Source organism: Halomicrococcus pelagicus, from assembly GCF_050954125.1.
The window spans coordinates 240,752-262,532 of the sequence record NZ_JBPBWC010000002.1; the positions used below are offsets into that span (position 1 = coordinate 240,752).

At 67.4% G+C, this 21,781-nt stretch carries 20 protein-coding genes; 14 read left to right on the forward strand and 6 right to left on the reverse strand.

Going from position 1 to position 21,781, the window contains the following annotated elements; translation table 11 throughout:
• Positions 1-73 precede the first annotated feature (73 nt).
• The 3 genes from ACRYA2_RS05935 (at position 74) to ACRYA2_RS05945 (ending at position 4,259) form a co-directional block, all read left to right on the forward strand.
• Positions 74-1,423: an O-antigen polymerase gene (locus ACRYA2_RS05935; RefSeq protein WP_433625226.1), complete on the forward strand. Its 1,350-nt coding sequence runs from the start codon at positions 74-76 to the stop codon at positions 1,421-1,423.
• 148 nt (positions 1,424-1,571) lie between these two features.
• Positions 1,572-2,792: a sulfatase-like hydrolase/transferase gene (locus ACRYA2_RS05940; protein WP_433625229.1), complete on the forward strand. Its 1,221-nt coding sequence runs from the start codon at positions 1,572-1,574 to the stop codon at positions 2,790-2,792.
• Between the two features lie 135 nt (positions 2,793-2,927).
• On the forward strand, positions 2,928-4,259 hold the full coding sequence (locus ACRYA2_RS05945; protein ID WP_433625232.1) for a sulfatase: 1,332 nt from the start codon (positions 2,928-2,930) through the stop codon (positions 4,257-4,259).
• Positions 4,260-4,264: 5 nt separating this feature from the next.
• On the opposite strand, the gene ACRYA2_RS05950 is transcribed toward ACRYA2_RS05945, so the two are convergent.
• On the reverse strand, positions 4,265-5,467 hold the full coding sequence (locus ACRYA2_RS05950) for a glycosyltransferase family 4 protein (protein ID WP_433625235.1): 1,203 nt from the start codon (positions 5,465-5,467) through the stop codon (positions 4,265-4,267).
• 204 nt (positions 5,468-5,671) lie between these two features.
• Here ACRYA2_RS05950 and ACRYA2_RS05955 point away from each other — a divergent pair, with 204 nt between their 5' ends.
• From ACRYA2_RS05955 to ACRYA2_RS05965, 3 genes are all read left to right on the forward strand, one after another.
• Complete coding sequence (locus ACRYA2_RS05955; RefSeq protein WP_433625237.1) at positions 5,672-6,595, forward strand: sulfatase-like hydrolase/transferase; 924 nt, start codon at positions 5,672-5,674, stop codon at positions 6,593-6,595.
• Positions 6,596-6,794: 199 nt separating this feature from the next.
• Positions 6,795-8,249: a flippase gene (locus ACRYA2_RS05960; protein WP_433625240.1), complete on the forward strand. Its 1,455-nt coding sequence runs from the start codon at positions 6,795-6,797 to the stop codon at positions 8,247-8,249.
• A gap of 84 nt (positions 8,250-8,333) precedes the next feature.
• Entirely contained in the window at positions 8,334-9,764 is a 1,431-nt protein-coding gene (locus tag ACRYA2_RS05965) for a glycosyltransferase family 1 protein (RefSeq protein ID WP_433625243.1), read from the forward strand.
• On the opposite strand, the gene ACRYA2_RS05970 is transcribed toward ACRYA2_RS05965, so the two are convergent.
• On the reverse strand, positions 9,741-10,466 hold the full coding sequence (locus ACRYA2_RS05970) for a sugar phosphate isomerase/epimerase family protein (RefSeq protein WP_433625246.1): 726 nt from the start codon (positions 10,464-10,466) through the stop codon (positions 9,741-9,743). The two genes, ACRYA2_RS05965 and ACRYA2_RS05970, sit on opposite strands and share 24 nt — an antisense overlap.
• A 207-nt stretch (positions 10,467-10,673) precedes the next feature.
• Here ACRYA2_RS05970 and ACRYA2_RS05975 point away from each other — a divergent pair, with 207 nt between their 5' ends.
• From ACRYA2_RS05975 to thrS, 3 genes are all read left to right on the forward strand, one after another.
• The gene (locus ACRYA2_RS05975) at positions 10,674-10,904 is read left to right on the forward strand and encodes a DUF3311 domain-containing protein (protein WP_433625248.1); all 231 of its coding nucleotides are present in this window, start codon (positions 10,674-10,676) and stop codon (positions 10,902-10,904) included.
• Complete coding sequence (locus ACRYA2_RS05980; RefSeq protein ID WP_433625251.1) at positions 10,901-12,370, forward strand: sodium:solute symporter family protein; 1,470 nt, start codon at positions 10,901-10,903, stop codon at positions 12,368-12,370. The genes ACRYA2_RS05975 and ACRYA2_RS05980 overlap by 4 nt, the downstream gene beginning before the upstream one ends.
• A 132-nt stretch (positions 12,371-12,502) precedes the next feature.
• Positions 12,503-14,425: a threonine--tRNA ligase gene (gene thrS / locus ACRYA2_RS05985; protein ID WP_433625253.1), complete on the forward strand. Its 1,923-nt coding sequence runs from the start codon at positions 12,503-12,505 to the stop codon at positions 14,423-14,425.
• A gap of 64 nt (positions 14,426-14,489) precedes the next feature.
• Here the strand turns inward: thrS and ACRYA2_RS05990 are convergent, their stop codons facing one another.
• Both ACRYA2_RS05990 and ACRYA2_RS05995 read right to left on the reverse strand, forming a co-directional pair.
• Positions 14,490-15,530 (reverse strand): DUF7972 family membrane protein, encoded by a 1,041-nt coding sequence (locus ACRYA2_RS05990; protein ID WP_433625255.1) that lies wholly within the window; start codon positions 15,528-15,530, stop codon positions 14,490-14,492.
• Positions 15,531-15,589: 59 nt separating this feature from the next.
• Entirely contained in the window at positions 15,590-16,420 is an 831-nt protein-coding gene (locus tag ACRYA2_RS05995; protein WP_433625257.1) for a PspA/IM30 family protein, read from the reverse strand.
• A 54-nt stretch (positions 16,421-16,474) separates the two neighbouring features.
• On the opposite strand from ACRYA2_RS05995, the gene ACRYA2_RS06000 reads away from it, so the two are divergent.
• The 5 genes from ACRYA2_RS06000 to ACRYA2_RS06020 all read left to right on the forward strand — a co-directional run bounded on the left by ACRYA2_RS06000 (position 16,475) and on the right by ACRYA2_RS06020 (position 20,487).
• Entirely contained in the window at positions 16,475-17,092 is a 618-nt protein-coding gene (locus ACRYA2_RS06000; protein ID WP_433625260.1) for an alpha/beta hydrolase, read from the forward strand.
• A gap of 85 nt (positions 17,093-17,177) precedes the next feature.
• Positions 17,178-18,836: a CTP synthase gene (locus tag ACRYA2_RS06005; RefSeq protein ID WP_433625263.1), complete on the forward strand. Its 1,659-nt coding sequence runs from the start codon at positions 17,178-17,180 to the stop codon at positions 18,834-18,836.
• Positions 18,836-19,753 carry a glutamine-hydrolyzing GMP synthase gene (gene guaA, locus ACRYA2_RS06010; RefSeq protein WP_433625266.1) on the forward strand — a complete coding sequence of 306 codons (918 nt, stop codon included), beginning with the start codon at positions 18,836-18,838 and terminating at the stop codon, positions 19,751-19,753. The genes ACRYA2_RS06005 and guaA overlap by 1 nt, the downstream gene beginning before the upstream one ends.
• Complete coding sequence (locus ACRYA2_RS06015) at positions 19,753-20,076, forward strand: DUF7126 family protein (RefSeq protein WP_433625268.1); 324 nt, start codon at positions 19,753-19,755, stop codon at positions 20,074-20,076. The genes guaA and ACRYA2_RS06015 overlap by 1 nt, the downstream gene beginning before the upstream one ends.
• A 69-nt stretch (positions 20,077-20,145) precedes the next feature.
• Entirely contained in the window at positions 20,146-20,487 is a 342-nt protein-coding gene (locus ACRYA2_RS06020) for a DUF7991 family protein (RefSeq protein ID WP_433625271.1), read from the forward strand.
• On the opposite strand, the gene ACRYA2_RS06025 is transcribed toward ACRYA2_RS06020, so the two are convergent.
• Complete coding sequence (locus ACRYA2_RS06025; RefSeq protein ID WP_433625273.1) at positions 20,449-20,832, reverse strand: hypothetical protein; 384 nt, start codon at positions 20,830-20,832, stop codon at positions 20,449-20,451. The two genes, ACRYA2_RS06020 and ACRYA2_RS06025, sit on opposite strands and share 39 nt — an antisense overlap.
• 76 nt (positions 20,833-20,908) lie before the next feature.
• Positions 20,909-21,523, reverse strand: a complete 615-nt coding sequence (tmk, locus tag ACRYA2_RS06030) for a dTMP kinase (RefSeq protein WP_433625276.1) — start codon at positions 21,521-21,523, stop codon at positions 20,909-20,911.
• Positions 21,524-21,781: the final 258 nt, after the last annotated feature.

The window sequence follows — 21,781 nt, forward strand, 5'->3', positions numbered from 1 at the left end:
AAATGTTTTCATCATTTTTATTTCTTACTCGTGGAAGCCAAGATTTTTAGCGAGTGGCGAAGTTGGACCAGGTATGTCCACTGGAGTCACCGTCTCGAAGTCAACAGTGGTTGGCCTCGTCGCCGTCGCGCTCGTGGCGGTACTGGCCGTCTTCCTGCCGACGCTCGTCCTCCTCGCCCTGCTCGCCGCGCCGTGTGTGGCGCTCGTCCTGGCGAACCAGCGCCTGGACTTCCTGACTCCGAGCTACCTGTTCGCGACGGTGTACGGTCTCTTCCTCTTCGCCGGCGGAGCGTGGTACTCGCTGTCCGGCGACCCCGAGGTGTTTTTCGCCATCGTGCTGGGATTCGCGGGCTTCGTCGCCGGCGTCTACGCCGTCGACGAGGTGACCGACTTCAGCGCCGACGCCGAGTTGCGGCGCTTCCTGAACCGCCCCTGGGAGCGAAACTGGGCGGAGCCGGGACCGCGCCTCGCGTTCGCCGGCCTCGTCACCGTGACGCTCGTCGGCAGCGCGCTGTACTACTTCACGTACGGAGTTCCCATCATCGGCGGTAACGGAGAGGCGTCGCGGCTCTCCTCGATCTCTGGCCAGGATTACTACATCCACTTCGTCATGGTCCCGCTTCCGTTCCTCGCGACCGTCGCGTGGTTGAAAGCGCGGCTGAGCGATAATCGGCTCCATCTCGCCGGTGCAGCCGTCGTCCTCGGAATCACGGCCGTCGCGATGGCGCTGACCGGCTTCCGCGCGCTCGTCGGCCACCTCCTCATCCTTCTGCTCTTCACCGACCAGTTCCTCACCCGCCGGGTGAACTTCCGCGCTATCGGCGGCGCCGCCGTCCTCTTCCTCTCGTTGTTCCTCGCGGTCACCGTCGTCCGGTACCAGTCGGTCGACGGCACGCCGGTCGCGATTGCAGTGAAGTACATCCGCCACCGCATCTTCCTGGTGAACAACGAGAACCTGAACTTCATCCTCGGCTACTTCCCGGCCGAGCACGGCTACCTGCTCGGACGCGGCTACCTGATGGACCTCGAGTCGATGCTGCCGGGAGCCGACAAGGCGTTCTCCGGCTGGATAACGACGAAGAAGCTGCCGTGGCTCGACAAGCCCGTCGGCATCACGCCCACCCTCGTCGGCGAGAGCTACGCCAACTTCGGGTACGCGGGCGTGCTCGTCGTCCCGTTCCTGGTCGGTGCGGCGGTTCGGACGACGTTCGTCGGACTGGTCCGGAGTCGCAAGCGCGTCGGGACGGTCGCGTTCGTGGCCATGGTCGCGCTGTTCCTCGCCAAAGCGGCCCTGCGCGGCATCGGTCCGACCCTCTTCGTGAAGATACTCCCGCTCGCGCTCATCTACGTCGTCCTGGAGGCGTCGGCGGCTCTCCGGCCCATACGGTACCTCCGGAACAACTTCCACGACTCCACGCGGTGACCCACCGCGAGCGACCGGACGACGCCGTCCGGTCGACGATCGCTGGCGCAACTCGATTCGATACGACACAACGAAAAACAAACATTTTCAAACGGCCGTCTTTTTTGAGGCGGTAGAAATTTAGTAATGGAACGAGGACCTGCCAACAGTGCCTAGAGAAGACATCGTCCTCGTGACCGTAGACTGCTGGCGGTCGGACACGCTCGCTCAGATGCCGTCGCTGTCGGCGTGGAGCGAGCAATCCACGACCGCCATCTCCGCAGGGGGTGCGACGAACTGGGCGTTCCCCGCGCTGCTCAACAGTCGCTACTACTCGGAGACGTACGACGACGACGGGAACCTCGAAGACGGCCTCACGCCGCTGCCGGCGGTGCTCGCCGACCACGGCTACGCCACCGGCGGGTTCGTCGCCTCGAACCCCTTCGTCGCCAAGTGGTCGCCTCACTTCGACACGTTCTTGAACGACGGGATGGAGTCGCCCGACAGCGACCTCTACTCCTCCGAGTTCGGCAAGTGGGCCAGCCGCTTCTACAAGCTCGCCGCCATGCGCAAGCGGGTCCCGGCCGACGAGATAATCGGTCAGGCTCGCGACTGGTACGATGCCCAGTCGGGGCCGCGGTTCCTCTGGCTCCACCTCATGGACCCCCACCTCCCCTACTACCCCGGGCTGTCGAAAGCCCGGGAGGTGGGACTGCCGTCCGCGTACCGGGCGTCCGTCGAGTTCTACCTGAACGGGAGCGACTCCTCCGAGTCGACCCTCCGCACCATCCGCCGGCTGTATCGGCGCTGCGTCGAGCGCGTCGACGACGACCTGCAGGAGGTCTTCGACTTCGTCGACGACGACGCGAAGGTGGTGTTCACCGGCGACCACGGCGAGGAGTTCGACCACGGCGACTACGACCACGAGAGCCTCTACGACGAGGTCGTCCGTACGCCGCTCGTCACCCGGAACGTCGAGACCGACCTGCCCGACCGGCCGGTCCGCCAGATAGACCTGCCGCCGACGCTGCTCGACGAGGTCGGCGTCGACGCCCCCGCGTCGTGGACCGGCGACACCTTCGAGGAGTCGACGGACCCGGCGTACATGATATCGTACCTCCCGAACGACGGCCACGGGCTGGTCGGCGTCCGGACGCACGACCGCAAGCTGATACGGACGTTCGACGACCAGGGGCTGCACGGCGGCGAACTGTTCGACCTGGAGTCGGACCCGGGCGAGACGGTCGACCGCTACGGCGAACTGGACGAACCGGACCTGGAGCAGCAGTTGAGGGAGTTCGTGGACCGCGTCGACGCGCCGACCGGCGAACAGACGGGCGTGGACGACGACGTCAACTCCCGGCTGGAGGAGTTAGGGTACCTCTCCTGAGCCCCGCGTTTTCCGACGGCGGGGCGCGAAGGTGGTACCGTAGCTGAAAGTTGCGGTCAGTTTTGATGTTTCCTGAGACTCTCGTCGTAGCGGACAAAAGTATGATGGGTCGAGATGTGATACCTGCCAGTAAGAATGCCCGAAAACATCGCCCTCGTGGTCCTGGACACGCTCCGATACGACGCCTTCGAGAAACATTTCGACTGGCTCCCCGGCGTGCGGTTCACGAACGCCTACTCCACGTCCCACTGGACCGTGCCGGCCCACGGGTCGCTGTTCACCGGCAGATACCCCAGCGAGATCGGCGTCCACAGCAAGTCGGCGTCGCTCGACTGTCCCGACGAGACGCTCGCTGAGAGCCTGCGCGCGGCGGGCTACGAGACGCGGCTCTGGAGCGCGAACCCGAACACGATGTTCTGGGAGGGCTGGGACCGCGGCTTCTCGCAGGTGCTCGAGCCGGGGAGTCTGGACCCGCGGCACGTGAACGCGGTCGACTGGACCGCGTTCCTCGGCGACATCGACACCCACAGCTGGACGAAGTATCCGCGGTCCGTGCTCCACGCCGTCCGCGCCGACTGTTCGACCGTCGCGGCGATGAAACAGGGGTACCGGCGGATGACGACGTCGGACGCCGACGGCGGCGGCGAGGACGTGCTGGCCCGCGCCCGCGACACCGACTTCGGCGCGCCCGAGTTCACGTACGTCAACCTGATGGAGGCCCACGCGCCCTACCACACCCCCGAGTCGGTCGACGCCGACTCCCTGAACGTCGTCGTCGGCGACGCCTTCGCCGACTCCGTCGACTCCCCCGAGCGCCTACGAGCGTCCTACGACGCCTCCGCGGCCTACCTCTCGGAGATATACGAGGAAATCTTCGCCGAACTCAGGAAGGAGTTCGACTACGTCGTCACCGTCTCGGACCACGGCGAGATGCTCGGCGAGCACGGCATGTGGAACCACGGCTACGGACTCTACCCGGAACTCACCCACGTCCCGGTCGTCGTCAGCGGCGACGGCGTCGAGTCGCGGCGCGACGACGCCACCGTGAGTCTGCTCGACGTCCACCGGACGATTCTCGACCTCGCCGGCGTCGACGCCCCCGCCGACGCCCGCGGCCAGTCGCTGCTCGACGACCCCGCGTCGCGTACCTACCTCACCGAGTACCACGGGTTCCTCGACCGTCACCGCGAGCAGTTCGAGCGCAAGGGCGTCGTGGAGGCGTTCGAGCGCTACGACGGACGGCTGCACGGCATCGCTACTCCGCCCGACTTCTACGGGCACCAGACCGACGAGACGGCCGACCGGGCCGAGGGCGAGTTCCGGTCGACCGGCGAGTCGCACCTCGACGACCCGCGCGCCGAACTCGAAGCGCAGGTCGACGAACTGGACGTCCGCACGGTCGACGCCGGCCAGGCGGAGGTCACCGAGGACGTAGAAGAGCGACTGGAAACGCTGGGCTACGCCTGACCCCGTTACGTCCGCTCGATTGCGTCCTCGAACGTGGCCTCCAGCGAACTCGCGACCTCGTCGACCGAGAACCGCGAGACGCAGTACTCGCGACAGTTCTCGCGGAACCCGGTGCCCGTGTCGCGGTCGAGCCAGGTACAGAGGTTCTCTGCGATGGCGTCGGGGGCGGTGCCGTCACAGACCAGGTCGTCGTCGAGCGGGCCGACGACCTGGGGGTTGCCGCCGACCGGTGTGGCGACGACCGGCGTCCCGGTGCTGAGCGATTCGAGCGTCGAGAGTCCGAACCCTTCGAGCTGTTCCGTCGGCATGACGAAGAAGTCGGCGGCGCCGTAGTAGGTCGGCAGGTCCTCCTCCGCGACGAACCCCAGCAGGCGGACGTTCTCCTCGAGACCCTTCGCCGCTATCTGCTCGCGTAGCGTCTCCTCTAGGTACCCCTTGCCGCAGATGAGCAGGAGCGCGTCGGGGTGGCGCTCGGCGACCGTCTCCATCGCGTCGACCAGATTCTCGAGGCCCATGCGCGCGACGAGACGGCGCACCGTCAGCAGGATGGGACGGTCCTCGGGGAGGTCGAGTTCGTCGCGCACGTCGGTGGGGTCGGCGACGTACTCGAACCGGTCGGTGTCGACCGCGAGCGGAATCTCCCGGAGCGGGCCGACGTTGCCGTAGAGGTCGTCCAGTTCGCCAGTCATGAACCCGCTGCGCGTGACGACGACGCTGGCGTCCCGGAGAGTGTACCCCTCCAGTCGCTTGAAGCCCCTGTTGGCGACGCGCACGAACGGCGTCTTCCAGCCGTACTTCCCCTGGTCCGCGTCGATCTCTATTTCGCGCGGGATGGGGGCGTGAAAGACCGTGACGGCGGGAACGTCGGCCGACGAGAGCGCGACGCCCGCCGCCTGGAACGTGTTGTGGACGTAGGCGACGTCGAAGTCGTACCGGTCGTCCAGTCGGGAGAGCAGTCGCGGCACCTTCCCGAGGCTGAACAGGGGGTAGCTGTGGTACAGCGCCGAGTCCTGGGGCGGGCTGTCGTACCGGTAGAGTTCGTACCCCTCGCGGCGCTCGTGGCTCGCGTCGTCGTCGTCCAGACGACGACTCGCGACGACGACGTCGTGGCCGCGCTCGACGAGTCCCTCCACCTCGGTCACCAGCGACTTCGTGATGCCGCCGTAATGGTCCGGCCAGAACGCGTCGGAGAGGACGAGGACGTTCATGGCGACTGCCACCTGCGAGGACCGACGGCGCCGGCGACACGGTTCTGGGGCCTAGGCGTGGCTCGACGACCTGCGCGTGCGTCTCCGTTCACGGAGACGAGTTCGCGGTGACGAGTTTTAATTCTTTGTGGCTACATCCGATAAATCGAAAGATTGTCAGGACGAGGGTTAAGGAATATATGCCCTGGCAAAATAGAAGGCCACATGTACGAGTTTTCTCAACTGCGACGCGGTCTGGAGAATCCGAACCTCTTCGCCCGCGAGGCCAACCGGCTGTACCACCGGCGGCTGAACACGCGCGAGTACAACGAGGACGGCGTCGACGTGATGGCCGAGGACTGGGACAACCTGCTCATCCTCGACGCGTGCCGGTACGACATGTTCGAGGCGAACGCGAACCTGCCGGGCCGCCTGGAGTCCCGCGAGTCCCGCGGGTCGGCGACGGTCGAGTTCCTGCGCGCGAACTTCACGAACCGGGACGTCCGCGACACCGTCTACGTCACCGCGAACCCGCAACTGCATCGCAACTTCGACCGCATCGACCCCGAGTTCCACGCCATCGAGAACGTCTGGCTGGAGGACGGCTGGGACGAACAGTACCAGACGGTGCTCCCCGAAACGACGACCGAGTACGCGCTCGACGCCGCGGAGGAGTACGATAACAAGCGCTTCATCGTCCACTACATCCAGCCCCACTACCCCTTCATCACCGAGGAGACCTCCTTCGACAAGGGGTATCTCGACGACCCCGAGTCGGACTCGCGGGACTTCTGGGGCCGAAAGATGGAGTCGGAACTCGACGTGTCGGCGACCGAGATCTGGCAGTCGTACACCGAGACGCTGAACCGGACGCTCCCCCACGTCGAGCGCCTGATGGACGAACTCGACGGCAAGACCGTCGTCACGGCCGACCACGGGAACATGGTCGGCGAGCGCGCCACGCCGTTCCCCGTCCGCGAGTGGGGCCACACGCGCGGGATGTACACCGACGAACTCGTCAGGGTGCCGTGGCTGGTCGACGACCGCGGCGAGCGCCGCGAGGTCGTCGCCGAGGACGCGACCGAGTCGGAGGCGGTCAACGACGACGTGGTCGCGGACCGCCTCAAGCAACTCGGCTACGCCGAGTAGGGAGCGTCGCACCGGGCCGGACGGTATCAGTCCGACCCTCCATCGGCTGATATTTCGGGGTTTCCGACCGGTTACGCGCGAAACCACGAAGGTCTATGTCGGTCACGTCGCCTCGGTACGGACGAACGGTTTCCGCCAGGTAGCTCACGACAGTGCCCTCTCGACTCCACCAGTACGCTCTCGACACCTGCTCTCCACGATGAAAGACAGCATCACCAAGATGGCCTCGGTCGCCTTCCTCGGCGGACTCGTCGGACGCGCGCTCCGCTACAGCCTCAACGTCATCATCGCCCGCGGCCTCGGGACGGACGCGCTCGGCCTGTTCGCGTTCGGCATGATAGTCATGAAAGCCAGCGGCATCCCCGCGCGACTCGGCCTCGACAACGCCGCCCAGAAGTACATCCCCATCTACCAGCGCGACGACGACCACTCGAAGATCGCGGGCGTCGCCCTGACCGCCGTCGTCGCCCCCTTCGTCGTCGGCACCGCCATCGCGGTGGTCCTCTACGTCGGAGCCAACCAGTACGCGTCGGTGCTCGACGCCGACTTCGACGCGACGACCCAGCTGTTCCTCGTCGGCATCCCCCTCTTTTCGGTGATGATGGTCGGGATGTCGGTGACGCGGTCGTTCAAGGAGACGAAGTACTCGGTGTACGTCCGGGAGTTCGGCCAGTCGGGCACGGCGGTCGTGCTGGTCGCCGTCGGCGCGTTCGTCCTGAGCGACGTCCGGGCGGTCATCGCCGGCTACCTCGCGTCGCTGCTCGTGGGCAGCGCGCTCGCGATCTACTACATCGTCGACCTGGGCGCCATACGGAGGCACGTCAGCCCCTCCTTCGAGACCAAGAAGATATTCACCTACTCGCTGCCGGTCGTCGCCGTCGCCGTCACCCAGTATTTCATCTCGTGGACGGACATCCTCATGCTGGGCGCGTTCGTCTCCCCGTCGAAGGTCGGATGGTACCAGGCGGCGTTCCAGACGTCGGTACTGCTCGCGGTCGTCCTCCAGGCGGTCAACACCATCTTCCCGACGCTCGCGGCCGACTTCTACCACGACGGCCAGCACGAGCGCCTCGAACGGACCTACACCGTCGTCACGAAGTGGGTGGCGTATCTCACCGTGCTCGGGTTCCTCTTCCTCGTCGTGTACGACGACGAGATACTGAGCATCTTCGGCACGGCCACGCCCGCCGCCACGACGACGCTGCTCATCCTCGGGTTCGGCCAGATGTTCAAGGCCGCCATCGGTCCCGCCGGCTTCTTCCTCTCGATGTCGGAGTACGAGCGCCTGGAGGCCGTCAACACGACGCTGGTCTGTCTCGTGAACGTCGGGCTCAACTTCGTCCTCATCGGCGAGTACGGCATCGTCGGCGCGGCGATGGCCACCGGCACCTCCCTCGCCCTGCTGAACGTGCTCCGCGTGGGCGAGGTGTACTATCTGCTCGACATCCACCCCTACTCGCTGGGCTACTGGAAGGGCGGCGTCGCGGTCGCCTGCGCCACCGTCGTCATGCTGGTCGGCCGCGAGCTGGCCATCTTCGACGTCGGGAAGGTCTTCGTCGTCGGCACGCTGTCGCTCGGCACGTTCGTCGCGCTGATGGGCCTGCTCGGGGTCGACGACGCCGACCGGACGCTCCTCGAGTCCATCAGCGACTAGCGTCGCCGGCGTCGCCTGACCCTGCTTGCTGTAGCCGCCAGAGCGTTCAACCGGCCTGCCGGCTTGGCTCCGTCGGGGGTCGAGATGCGGGTACTCATCGTGCCGGAACTGTACCGGCCTGACGACGCGACGGCGAACGGGACGCTCAACGACGCGGTGACGTGGGTCGAGCAGTGGCTCGAACGCGACGAGTCCCTGCACGTCTACTGGCTGCTCGCGCCGCGGGAGTCGGCGAACTACGACCGCGAGTACGTGCTCGCCGACCGCGAGCGCGTCACCCTGCTGGAGGCCGAGCCGTACATGGCCGACAGCGAGTACGGCGACGCCTTCTCAGAGTCGGGGTACGCCGAGCGCGAGCTGGCGGCCGTCCGCGAGGGAATCTACGCCGAGGGCGGATACGTCGACGTCGTGGTCGACCAGCGGGTGACCGGCCGGTTCGACCTCTACAAGTGGCTGCTCCGGCTCGGCGACCACGAGACCGCCGACGTGCAACCGGTCGAACTCGTCGCCAACGTCCACGACCTCCGGCTACCGTTCAAGCGCCACGGCGCGCTCTACCCCAACGACGCGCCGATGAAGACCGAGATGGCCGGCGCGACGGGCGCCGACGGCGTCTGGTTCAAGGCGGGCGTCGACGCCGAGCGCATGGCCGACTACGGGCGGGACGTGCTCGCCGAAGAGCCTCTCTCGGACGCGCTCGACGACGCCCTCGCGACCGGCAGTCCCATCGACTTCGAGCGCTTCGAGGAGTCGTACGCCGACAGCCCGGAGTGGCTCCACGTCGCCGGCTCCGGCTGGGACAAGAAGAACCCCGGCGTGATGCTCGACGTCGCCGAGACGCTGTACGAGGAGTTCGGCGTCCGGACGCTGCTGACGAACATGGACCCCATCGTCGACGCGTTCGCGGAGCGCGAGTACGTCCGCGCCGTCCCGGAGTGCTCCCGGGAGCGCTACGAGCGGGCGCTCGACTGCGGCGACATCGCCATCTGCGCGTCGAACCACGAGACGATGGCCCGGACGCCGTTCGAGCAGGCCGCGAGCGGCCAGGTCCTGCTCCTGCGGGACCGCCCGTGGATATACGACTGCGTGCCCGAGGACTACGACCTCGTCGCCGACCTCGACGACCTCGGCGCGCTGGCCGTCCGGGCGGTCGAACGCTGGGAGGAAGCGGTCGCCGAGAACCGCCGGATGGTCGAACACGTCCGGACGGTCCGGAGTCCGGAGCGCTGCGGCCGCCGCACCTACGACGACCTCCGGCGGCGCGTCGCGTCGCGCCGCGAGCACGTCGACCCCGGCCCCGACCTCCGGCGAGCGCTCGGCGGCGTCCGGTCGGTCGCGCTGGACGAACTCCGCGGCCGCGTGACCGACGACGACGGCGACCCGATGGCGCTCGCGGACCTCGTGTTCGGTCTCCGGGCGCTGGGCTACCGCGACGCTGGCAATCCGGGGATGCCGGTCTTCGAGACGGTCGCCGAGCGCGGGGGCGGCGCGTCAGTCGCCGAACCCGGCGAGTAGTTCCGCGCCGCGTTCGAGCGACCGCTCGGGGTCCGCGGGGTCGTCGTGCTCGTACACCAGCCACTCCGTACCGGCGTCGCGGGCCGCCCGGACGCACTCCTCGACGGGCAGTTCGCCCTCCCCGAGTTCGACGGGGCGACCGTCGCGGACGTCCTTCACGTGGACCAGCGGCGCGCGACCGGCGAGGCGGTCCAGCAGCGCCGTGGGGTCCCGGCCCGCGGCGACGACCCAGCCGATGTCGAGTTCGACGTTCACGTCCGCGGCGTCGAGGAACGCGTCGAACCCCGCGCGGTCGCCCACGTCGACGAACTCGTGGTCGTGGTTGTGGTAGGCCAGTCGCGCGCCCTCGGCGTCGAGGTCGGCCGCGAGCGCGGCCAGTCGCTCGGCCGTCTCGACGGCGGCGGCCTCGCTGTCGAAGTGCGTCTCGTCGAGGTACGGCACGACCAGCGTCTCGCAGCCGAGTCGCCGGTACGTCTCCGCCACGCCCGCCGGGTCGGCCTCCAGGTCGTCGAGGCCGACGTGCGCGCCGGCGGCGTCGAGGCCGGCGTCGTCGAGGGCGTCCGCCACCTCGTCCGGGTCGGCGTCGCCCAGCCCGGCGAACTCGACGCCGTCGAACGCCGTCTCGCCGACGCGGGCTATCAGTTCCGGCAGGGTCGCGTCCATCTCTCGCAACGTGTACAGCTGGATAGCAGTCCCGACCATCGGTCGGCGCGTACGCGAGCCGCACGGAAAGCGATTGCCGCCCGGCTCGACGATCATCGCCGTCGGAACGCTCCGCGGTCGAGAGACCCCGGGTTCACGATGCGGAACGCGAAGCGACCAGGCTTTCGAAGACGAATTCTCTTCGAACCCCTTGTTTGGATACGATTAGCAACTCTTATCACCCGGTAGTCGAACAATCGAACGATAATGACGGACATCGAATCCTACGGCTGGGCGGTCGCGTTCGTCGTACTGGCGGCGCTTTCGATTCCGTGGTTCCTCTGGGGGTCGTCCGCGGTCGCGTTCGGCCTCCCGGTGTGGCTCTGGTGGCACGTCGGCTGGATGGCGGTCGTGGCGTTGACGTTCCGGACGTTCGCCGACCGCGCGTGGGGCGTCGGCGTCGAGGCGGGTCACGTCGACGAGGAGGGTCATGCATGAGCGAGACGAGCCTCCAGCTCGGCATCGTCGGCGGTTACCTCCTGCTGGCGCTCGCGGTCGGTCTCGTCGCCTACCGACTCACCGACAGGAGCGCGGAGGACTACTACCTCGCCAGCCGAACTCTGGGGACGGTCGTCCTCCTGTTCACGACGTTCGCCACGCTGCTGTCGGCGTTCACGTTCTTCGGCGGCCCGAACCTGTCCTACGCCGCGGGGCCGGAGTGGATACTCGTGATGGGGCTGATGGACGGCGTGCTCTTCGCCGTCCTGTGGTACGTCGTCGGCTACAAGCAGTGGCTGCTCGGCCGCGAGCACGGCTACGTCACGCTCGGGGAGATGCTCGGTGACCGCTTCGGCTCGCCCGTCCTCCGCGGGCTGGTCGCCGCCATCAGCCTGTTCTGGCTGTTCCCATACGTCATGCTCCAGCAGGTCGGGGCCGGCACGGCGCTGTCGGCGCTGACGGGCGGCGACCTTCCCTACGCCGCCGGAGCCGGCCTCGTCACGGCGTTCATGATAGCGTACGTCGTGCTCGCGGGGATGCGCGGCATCGCGTGGACCGACACGCTCCAGGGCGCGTTCATGCTCGTCATGGTCTGGGCCGCCGTCCTCTGGGTGCTCGCGGAACTCGGCGGCGCGGGCGTTGCGACCGGCAACCTCGCCGGCGTCGACGGCGAGTTCCTCGCGCTCGGTGGCGGAACCTACTCGCCGCAGTGGATGCTCTCGAAGGCCGTCGGCATCGCCTTCGGCGTTGCCATGTTCCCGCAGGTGAACCAGCGCTTCTTCGTCGCTCGCTCGAAGAAGGTGCTCCAGCGTACGTTCTCGCTGTGGCCCGTCCTCGTCGTGCTCCTGTTCGTCCCCGCGTTCATGCTCGGCGCGTGGGCGCGAGGACTGCCCGTCGACGTGCCGGAGGGGGCCAACGTCCTCCCCATCCTGCTGAACGAGTACACGCCGGCGTGGTTCGCGGCGCTCGTCGTCGCCGGCGCGATGGCGGCGATGATGTCCTCCTCCGACTCGATGCTGCTCTCCGGGTCGTCGTACTTCACCCGCGACCTCTACCGGCCGTTCGTGAACCCCGACGCCAGCGACCGCCGGGAGGACGTGCTGGGGCGCGTCGGCGTCGCCGTCTTCGCCATCGCGGCGTTCGTCGCCAGCCTCACCAGGCCGGGGACACTGGTCGAGATCGGCTCGACGGCGTTCGGCGGCTTCGCGCAACTCGCACTCCCCGTCGTCGTCGCACTCTACTGGACGAAGACGACCCGCGCCGGCATCTTCGCCGGCGTCGCCGGCAGTCAGGCGTTCTACCTGGCCAGCGTCTTCCTCCCGCAGGTGCCCGCCTCCTACGGCGGCTGGCTCGCCCCCGTCGTCGGGATGGCGCTCGGACTCGTCCTGACCGTCGGCGTCTCCGCGGTCACCTCCGCCGCGCCGGAGGAGGAGACGACGCTGTACGTCGGCCTTCGCGCGGACTGACGGGCGCTCCGAGCGCGGCCGTCGCCGGTCGACCGCGCTCTCGGGGGACCGACTCGCCCGACCGCGACCCGTTCACCGTCGCCGCCGGCGTCTCAACACACTTATCTGGCGCGTGGCGCGTATTCCGCCTACATGAGCGACATCGTTGTCACGCTCCCCGACGGCTCCGAACTCCGGGTGGAGGAAGGAGCGACGGTCGAGGACGTGGCGTACGAAATCGGACCAGGACTCGGCGACGACACGGTCGCGGGCGTCGTCGACGGCGACCTCGTCGACAAGGCGACGCCGCTCGACGACGACTGCGAACTCGTCATCGTCACCGACCAGAGCGACGAGTACCTCGACGTGCTTCGACACTCGGCGGCCCACGTGTTCGCGCAGGCGCTCCAGCGCCTCCATCCCGACGCGAAACTCGCCATCGGCCCGTGGACCGACGAGGGGTTCTACTACGACGTCGCGGGCGTCGAACTCGACCAGGAGGACCTCGAAGCCATCGAGGACGAGGCCCACGACATCATCGACGCGGACCTCCCCATCGAGCGCTTCGAGCGCTCGCGCGAGGAGGCGTTCGAGGCCTACGAGGATAATCCGTACAAGCAGGACATCCTCGACGAGGAGGCGGCCGGCGAGGAGTCCGTCACGTTCTACGAACAGGGCGAGTTCGAGGACCTCTGCAGGGGTCCGCACGTCGACTCGACGGGGGAGATCGGCGGCTTCGCGCTGCTGGAGACCTCGGCAGCCTACTGGCGCGGTGATGAGGAGAACGAGACGCTCACCCGGGTCTACGGCACCGCGTTCCCCACCGAAGGGGCGCTTGAGGAGTTCCTCGACCAGCGCCGGAAGGCCCAGGAGCGCGACCACCGTCGCCTCGGCCAGGAACTCGACCTGTTCTCCATCCCGGACGTGACGGGGCCGGGGCTCCCGCTCTACCACCCCAACGGCAAGCGCATCCTCGACGAACTGTCGTCGTACGTCGAGAACCTGAACCTCGACGCGGGCTACGACCCCGTCGAGACGCCGCACCTCTTCCGTACGGAACTGTGGAAGCAGTCGGGCCACTACGACAACTACCGCGACGACATGTTCCTGCTGGACGTCAACGACGAGGAGTACGGCCTGAAGCCGATGAACTGTCCGGGCCACGCCACCATCTTCGACCAGGGCTCCTGGAGCTACCGCGACCTGCCGGTCCGGTACTTCGAGGACGGGAAGGTGTACCGCAAGGAACAGCGCGGCGAACTCTCCGGACTCTCGCGGGTCTGGGCGTTCACCATCGACGACGGCCACCTGTTCGTCCGTCCGGACCAGATCCGCGCCGAGGTCGACACCATCATGGACATGATATTCGAGGTGCTGGAGACCTTCGACCTCGACTACGACGTGGCGCTCGCGACCCGGCCCGAGAAGTCCGTCGGCAGCGACGAGATATGGCGGAAGGCCGAGTCGCAACTCGAACAGGTGCTCGAGGAGTCCGAGATGGAGTACCGCATCGAGGAGGGCGACGGCGCGTTCTACGGCCCGAAGATCGACTTCGCCTTCGAGGACGCTCTCGGGCGGGAGTGGGACGGCCCCACGGTGCAACTGGACTTCAACATGCCCGAGCGGTTCGACCTGAGCTACGTCACCGAGGAGAACGAGTCGGAGAGACCGGTGATGATTCACCGCGCCCTCTACGGGAGTTACGAGCGCTTCTTCATGGTGCTCATCGAGCACTTCGACGGGAAGTTCCCGTTCTGGCTCGCGCCCGAACAGGTCCGCGTCCTCCCCGTCAGCGACGACAACCTCGACTACGCTCACGAGGTCGCCGACGAACTCGGCGCGTTCCGCGTCGAGGTCGAGGACCGCTCGTGGACCGTCGGACGGAAGATACAGCAGGCCCACGACGACCGCGTCCCGTACATGATAATCGTCGGCGGCGACGAGGAGGAGTCGGAGACGATATCGGTCCGGGACCGCAAGGAGCGCGAGGAGAAGGACCTGTCGCTCGAGACGTTCCGCGAGCACCTCGAACGCGAAGAGAGCGAGAAGCGCACCGACCCGGACTTCCTCACCTGAGCGCGTCTCTCTCGCCCGTTCTCGACCGAGCCTCGATTTCCACCGCTTCCCGGCCGCGACGCCCCTAGTCGATGTCGTCACTGCGCTTCGTCTCCCGGAGGATGAACGGACCGATGGAGAGGGTCCGCTTCGCCACCGTGGCGATGCGGAGGATGTACGACAGCAGGATGACGAAGGGGACGATGGCGACGGTGACCGCGAGACTGGTCACGAGCACGTCGTTGCTGATCCCGAGGGTCGCTCCCGGGACCGCCCGGGCGTCGTAGTAGAGTATCATCGCCACCGTGACGACGAGCGACGGGACTGCCGTGTACAGCATCGCCCGCGAGAGGTTGACGAGTTCCCACTGGAAGTACAGCGTCTTGAAGTGTTCGCGCGACGGCCCGAAGTACTCCAGCGACTCGATGACGTCGCCGAACGCCTCGTCGACCTCCTCGGTGAGCGCGTCCGCGTGCTCGTTGCGTATCTTGCGCGCCAGGAATATCTTCCACGAGTAGTTGAAGTTGAGGACGGCCGAGAGGACGTCGAACGTCCCGAACTGCGTGTCTTCGAGCGTGTCGCTCACCTCGTCGGCGTTCTCGGCCAGACCGTCGACGTAGCTCTCGATGGCCCGTTTCAGCTCCTCGTCCCGGCTCTCCTCGACCGCGCCGGCCAGCCCCTCGGCGCGCGATTTGGTCTCGTCCATGAGCGCCTCCATGAACGACGCCGGTTCGGGCGGCGCGGTCTGGAGGCCGAGGACCTCCTCGGCGTCCCGGCGGAACTCCATCGCGTCCTCCATGCGGGTGCGCTGGTCGCCGACCGGGCCGAGTTCCTGGGAGAGGACGAGCTGGTTGAGCGTCACGACGAGCGTCACGCCCGTGATGATAGCGCCGACGAACCCCTGGAACAGCGTGTCGACGGGGTCGCCACCCGGTCCGACGAACTGCTGGAGCGGCGAGGGGTCCGCGACGCCGAGAGCCAGGAGCGCGAGGAACACCGCGGCCAGCACGGAACCGGCGACGACCCACCGGTTCGCCTCCATCAGCACCCACAGCTTCGTCCTGCTCCCACTGCCCCGCTCGCGCATCTTGTCCCCGGGCTGTGACTCCCCGTCCTGGTCGTCCATGTCCGGCGGGAGGGAACGAACGGTCAAAAGGCCTCGTCTCTACATCCGGCGGGGGAGACTCAGGACTCCCGTTCGTCTTCCTGCAGGTCCTCCAGTTCCTGGTCGACGTCGTCGCTCGACACCTCGGTCTCGGTGTCGAGGTCCTCTAGACTCACGTCCTCGGCCTCGGACTCGCTCTCCTCGGACTCGTCGGAGACGCCCATCTCGGCCTTCAGCGTCTCGAGTTCGGAGTCGACCTCCCCGGTGGTCCGCATCTCCTCCAGTTCGCGGTCGAGCTGGTCCTTGTCCGAGAGCGCGTCTTCGAACGCCCCCGTCTCCTGGAGTTCGTCCATCGCCTCCGCGCGAGCTTCCATGTCGTCGGTGCGTTCCTCCGCGCGCTCGATGGCCATGCCGACGTTCTCCATCTCGTCGCCGACGCCGGTCATCGCCTCGGAGACGCGGGTGTTCGCCTCGGCGGCCTCGTAGCGGGCCTTCATGCTCTCTTTCTTCGTGCGGAACTCCTCGATGCGGTTCTGGAGCTGGTCTTTCTTCTCGACGAGGTTGTCCTGCGTGTTCTGGAGGTCGGCTATCTGGCCCTCGAGGTCCTCTATCTGGTTCATCTTCTGCTTTTTCTTCTCCAGCGCGCGCCGAGCGAGGTCCTCGCGGTCCTGCTGGATGGCCTCGCGAGCCTGGTCGTTGTGCTTCTCGACGTTCTCCTCCAGGCGACGCTTCTGAATCTCCAGTCGCTTCTTCTGGGTCGTCAGGTCCGCGATGCCCTGCTTCACGTCCTGAAGTTCGTCCCGCATCTGCTCGTAGGAGTAGTCGAGCGTCTCCGTGGGGTCCTCAGCCCGGTTGAGTGCTGCGTTTATCTTCGACCGGACGACGTAGGACAGCCGTGAAAGCACACCCATACACCTACATTCAGGACGCGACACTTAAAATCCTCTCTACGCTAACACCCCGGCATGGAGTCGAAAGAAGTCGTCGTCCCCGGTGCCCGCGACGTGCGCGCGACGCTCGATTTGCCCGACGGAGCGACGGGTGACGGTCCCGACGCGGTCGTGGTCGCCTGCCCGCCGCATCCGGAGTTCGGCGGTCGCCGCACCGACAACCGCCTCGTCGCGCTCGGCGAGCATCTGGCCGACGACGGAATCGCCTGCCTGCGGTTCGACTACGGCGACTGGGACGAGGGGTACGGCGAGCGCGAGGACGCCCGAAACGCCGTCCGGTGGGCGCGCGAACGGTACGACCGCGTCGGCGTCTTCGGGTTCAGTTTCGGCGGCGCGATAGCCGTGCTCGCGGCCGCGACCCTCGACCCGCAGCCGGACGCCGTCGCACTGCTCGCGCCCGCGTCCAGGCTCTCGGACGACCTCGACGCGGCGGCGGCGCTCGCCGACGTCGACGCGCCGGTCCGGGTGGTGTACGGGACGCGCGACGACACCGCCGACTGGGAGGCGCTGGTCGAGCGCGCGCGCGAGCTGGAGTGCGAGGTGGTGGAGTTCAGCGCCGACCACTTCTTCGTCGGTCAAGAGGAGAAGGCCGCCGCGGACGTCGGCGCGTTCCTGGTCGACCGACTCGGCTGACCGGCCGGTCGACCGGCCCGTGCCATCGTCTCGCGCGCGACTCCGGTCCCGAAACGGTTTTGAGTGGCGCTCGCCGACAATCGGTATGCCGACCGAACCAGAGACGGACTACGACCCCACTCTGGGGGAGAAGTTCATTTTCGTCACTGGGGGCGTCATGTCGGGCCTCGGCAAGGGCATCACGGCCGCCAGCACCGGCCGCCTGCTCTCGAACGCCGGGTTCGACGTGACCGCAGTGAAGATAGACCCCTACCTGAACGTCGACGCCGGGACGATGAACCCCTACCAGCACGGGGAGGTGTACGTGCTGAAAGACGGCGGCGAGGTCGACCTCGACCTGGGGAACTACGAGCGGTTCCTCGACGAGGACATGACCTTCGACCACAACGTCACCACGGGGAAGGCGTACAAGCACGTCATCGAGAAGGAGCGCGCCGGTGACTACCTCGGGAAGACGGTCCAGATAATCCCGCACGTCACCGACGAGATAAAGCGCCGCATCCGCGAGGCCGCCGACGGTCACGACGTCTGCATCGTCGAGGTCGGGGGTACCGTGGGCGACATCGAGGGGATGCCCTTCCTCGAGGCGCTCCGGCAGTTCTCCCACGAGCAGGACGACGACGACTTCCTCCTCACGCACGTCACGCTCGTGCCATACTCGAAGAACGGCGAGCAGAAGACGAAGCCGACCCAGCACTCCGTGAAGGAACTGCGGAGCATCGGCCTCCAGCCGGACATCCTCGTCGGGCGCGGCGACGACGAACTCGAACCGAAGACGAAGGAAAAGATAGCGCTGTTCTGCGACGTCTCGACCGACGCCGTCTTCTCAAACCCGGACGTGGAGGACATCTACCACGTTCCGCTGGTCGTCGAGGAGGAGGGCCTGGACGAGTACGTCATGGAGCGACTCGGCCTCGACGACCGCGCCCTCCCCGAGGACGAGCGCGACAACGAGTGGCGCGAACTCGTCACCCAGGAGACGACCGGCGCGGTCGACATCGCGCTCGTCGGCAAGTACGCCCTCGAAGACGCCTACATCTCCATCCACGAGGCGCTGAAACACGCCGGGCTGGAGAAGAACGTCGACGTGAACGTGCTCTGGGTCGACAGCGAGGAGATGGACGACGACCACGAGGAGCGCCTGAAGGGGGCCGACGGCATCGTCGTCCCCGGCGGGTTCGGCTCCCGCGGAACCGAGGGGAAGATAGAGGCCATCCGGTACGCGCGCGAGAACGACGTGCCGTTCCTCGGCCTCTGTCTCGGCTTCCAGATGGCGGTCGTCGAGTACGCGCGGAACGTGCTCGGACTGGCCGGCGCACACTCCGCGGAGGTCGACGAGGACACGCCCCATCCGGTCATCGACATCCTGCCCGAGCAGTACGAGGTCGAGGACATGGGCGGAACGATGCGACTCGGCGCGCACGAGACCGACATCGAGCCCGGAACGCTCGCCGAGTCGGTGTACGGCGGCCTCTCCTGCACCGAGCGCCACCGCCACCGCTACGAGGTCAACCCCGAGTACTTCGACGACTTCGAGGGCGAAAACCTCCAGTTCTCGGGGTACTCGGGCAACCGGATGGAGATTCTGGAACTCGACGGTCATCCGTACTTCTTCGGCACGCAGTTCCACCCCGAGTTCCGGTCGCGGCCCGGCCGCGCGAGTCCGCCGTTCGTCGGCCTGCTGGAGGCGGTGCTCGACCGGCCCGACACCGACGTCGAGGCGCCCGAGGAGGTGCAGGCCTGATGGTGAACCCCGACACGTTCGTCGACGACGCCGTCGACGAGATTCGCGAACAGGTCGGCGACGCCCACGCCGTCATCGCCCTCTCGGGCGGCGTCGACTCCTCGGTCGCGGCCGCGCTCGCCTACGAGGCCATCGGCGACCAGCTCACCCCCGTCTACGTCGACACCGGTCTGATGCGGAAGGGCGAGACGGACCAGATACGCGAGACGTTCTCCTACATGGACTCGCTGCGCGTCGTCGAGGCGCGGGACCGCTTCTTCGACGCGCTCGCAGGCGTCACCGACCCCGAGGAGAAGCGCCACGTCATCGGCGAGCAGTTCATCCGCGAGTTCGAGCGCGAGGCCAAAGAGTCCAATGCGGAGTATCTCGTCCAGGGAACCATCTACCCGGACCGCATCGAGAGCGAGGGCAACATCAAGTCCCACCACAACGTCGGCGGTCTGCCCGACGCGGTGGACTTCGAGGGCATCGTCGAACCCGTCCGGGACCTCTACAAGGACGAGGTCCGGGAGGTCGCCCGGGCGCTCGACCTCGAAGAGATAGTCGCCGAGCGCATGCCGTTCCCCGGTCCGGGGCTCGCGGTCAGGGTCATCGGCGAGGTGACGCCCGAGAAGGTCGAGGTCGCGCGCGACGCGACCCACGTGGTCGAGGAGGAACTCGACGAGTACGACCCGTGGCAGGCGTTCGCCGCCGTCCTCGGGAAGGCGACCGGCGTCAAGGGCGACAACCGCGTCCACGGCTGGGTCGTCTCGGTACGGTCGGTCGAGTCGCGGGACGGCATGACCGCCCGCGCCCAGGAACTCGACTGGGAGACGCTCCAGCGCGTCCAGTCGCGGATAACCGGCCAGAACGAGAACGTCGCTCGCGTCGTCTACGACGTGACGCATAAACCGCCGGCGACCATCGAATACGAGTGATGCGCGCAGTCATCGCAGGTCCGGACAACGGCGAACTGGGTCCCGCCCTCGAAGGGGAGGGCATCGAGACGAGTCGCGTCGAGGGCATCGCCTCCCGACCCGCCCTGGAGGAGGCCGGCATCCACGAGGCCGACCTGTTCGTCCTCACCGACGTCGGCCAGGCCACCGCCATCCCGGTCGCCAAGGACGTGAACGAGGCGCTGAAGGTCGTCGTGTACGACGAGGACACCATCCCGGAGTTCGCCCGCGGGCAGGCCGACCTCATCGTCGACCCGAACCTGCTCGCCCCGGAGACCGTCGCCGAGGAACTGGTCGATAGCTGACCGTCTCGGCGCGACGTCGGTCCGGTCGCTTTCGGTACGCAAAAGAACCCGGCGTTCGTACACTCGAACATGCTCTCGGCAGCCACCGCCGTCGGGTTCGTGTTCATCATCCTCGTGAACACGGTCATTACGGCGGTCGCCGTACGCTTTTTCAGACTGCGGCTCTCCACGCGCTGGGGCGCTATCGTCTACACGCTCCTGCTGATGCCCGTCGTGTACGTCGCGACGACGCTCGTGCTGAGCGGCGTGGTCGGCCTCGGCGGGAGCGGTCTCGGCGACCGGGGGACCGTGCTCATCCTCGTCTGGGTGCTCCCGTTCATGCTCGGCGTCTCCATCGACCTGTTCTGGATGCCGCCGCCAGAGGAGATCGACCTACCGGACCAGCCGCGCGAGGAGCAACAGCGTCGCTGACGGCACGACCGCCAGCCACGGCAGGCCGGCCGCCGCGGCGACCCCCTCCCAGACGTACCCGACACCGAACGCGCCGACCAGCGGCGCGATTGCGAACGCACCGAGGGCCGCACGAAGCCACGGAGCGGCCGCCCCGGCGAACAGCACGGCGAGCACGTCTAACAGGTCGAGCGCCAGCGCGACCGCGAACGCGGTGCGCGTGCTCACCTGGACGGGCGCGTGGTCGCGGTTACGGCCCGGCGGCGTCGGGTACAGAAAGTGGATGCGGTCGGGCAGCGTGAACGCCGGAAGTCGGAGCGGCGGGAGGGTGAACCCCAGTCCGTCGTCGCCGTCATCGTCTCCCATGCAGACGCGTACGTGAGCTAGTAGCAAAGAGTTCTCGCCTGCGCTCTCCCGTTTCGGCGTCCCCCTCCGCGGTCGGTCACGCGCCTGGGTCGTCGTCCGCGGCGTCGTACTCGTCGGTGACGCGTTCGACGACGTCGACGACGCTGTCGATGACCTCCTCGGGGGACCGGGTCGCGTCGACGCGGACGAACCGCCCCGGTTCAGCGTCGATGAGGCGCTCGTAGTTCGACCGCACCGACGCGAGGAAGCCGGCCTGCTCGAACTTGTTCGTCGCGCCGCTGCGGGCCGCGGCGGTCTCGGGGTCGACGTCCAGGTAGATAGTGCAGTCTGGTTCGCGCGTCCACGGCCGGTGGACGCCCATGATGTACTCCATCGGGCGCGGGACGACGCCCTCCAGCCCGACGGTCTGGTAAGCGTACCGCGAGTCGGAGTAGCGGTCGGAGACGACGAGTTTCCCGTCCGCCAGCGCGGGTTCGACGGTGTCGGCGAGGTGAGCGGCGTGGTCGGCGGTGTAGAGGAACAGTTCGGCGATGGGGTCGGCGTCGTCGTCCTCGACGGACCGCTGGACCGCTTCGCCGTACCACGTGTCGGTCGGTTCGCGGGTGAACACCGCGTCGTCGTACTCCTCCTGGAGCACCTCCCAGACGGTCGTCTTTCCGCTCCCGTCCAGGCCCTCGAGCGTGATGAGCATACTCGCGAGGTTCGCGTTCCCGGGTAAAAGGGTCCGGGTTTCTCGGGGACGGAGCGGCCCGCGAGCCGAGAATTTATGTACCGTCGCGAATCTATAGGCGGACATGCGACGGACGGTCCACGCCGACGCTGTCACGACGCCTATGCGCGGGCAGCGATAGCGCCGGGTGGACCCTCCCGAACCGAGGCGGACGGTTCTGCGGTGGTGAAACCCGGCGAGTCGCGTACCGCTCGCTAGCTGCCGCTGTCGAGAGACGAC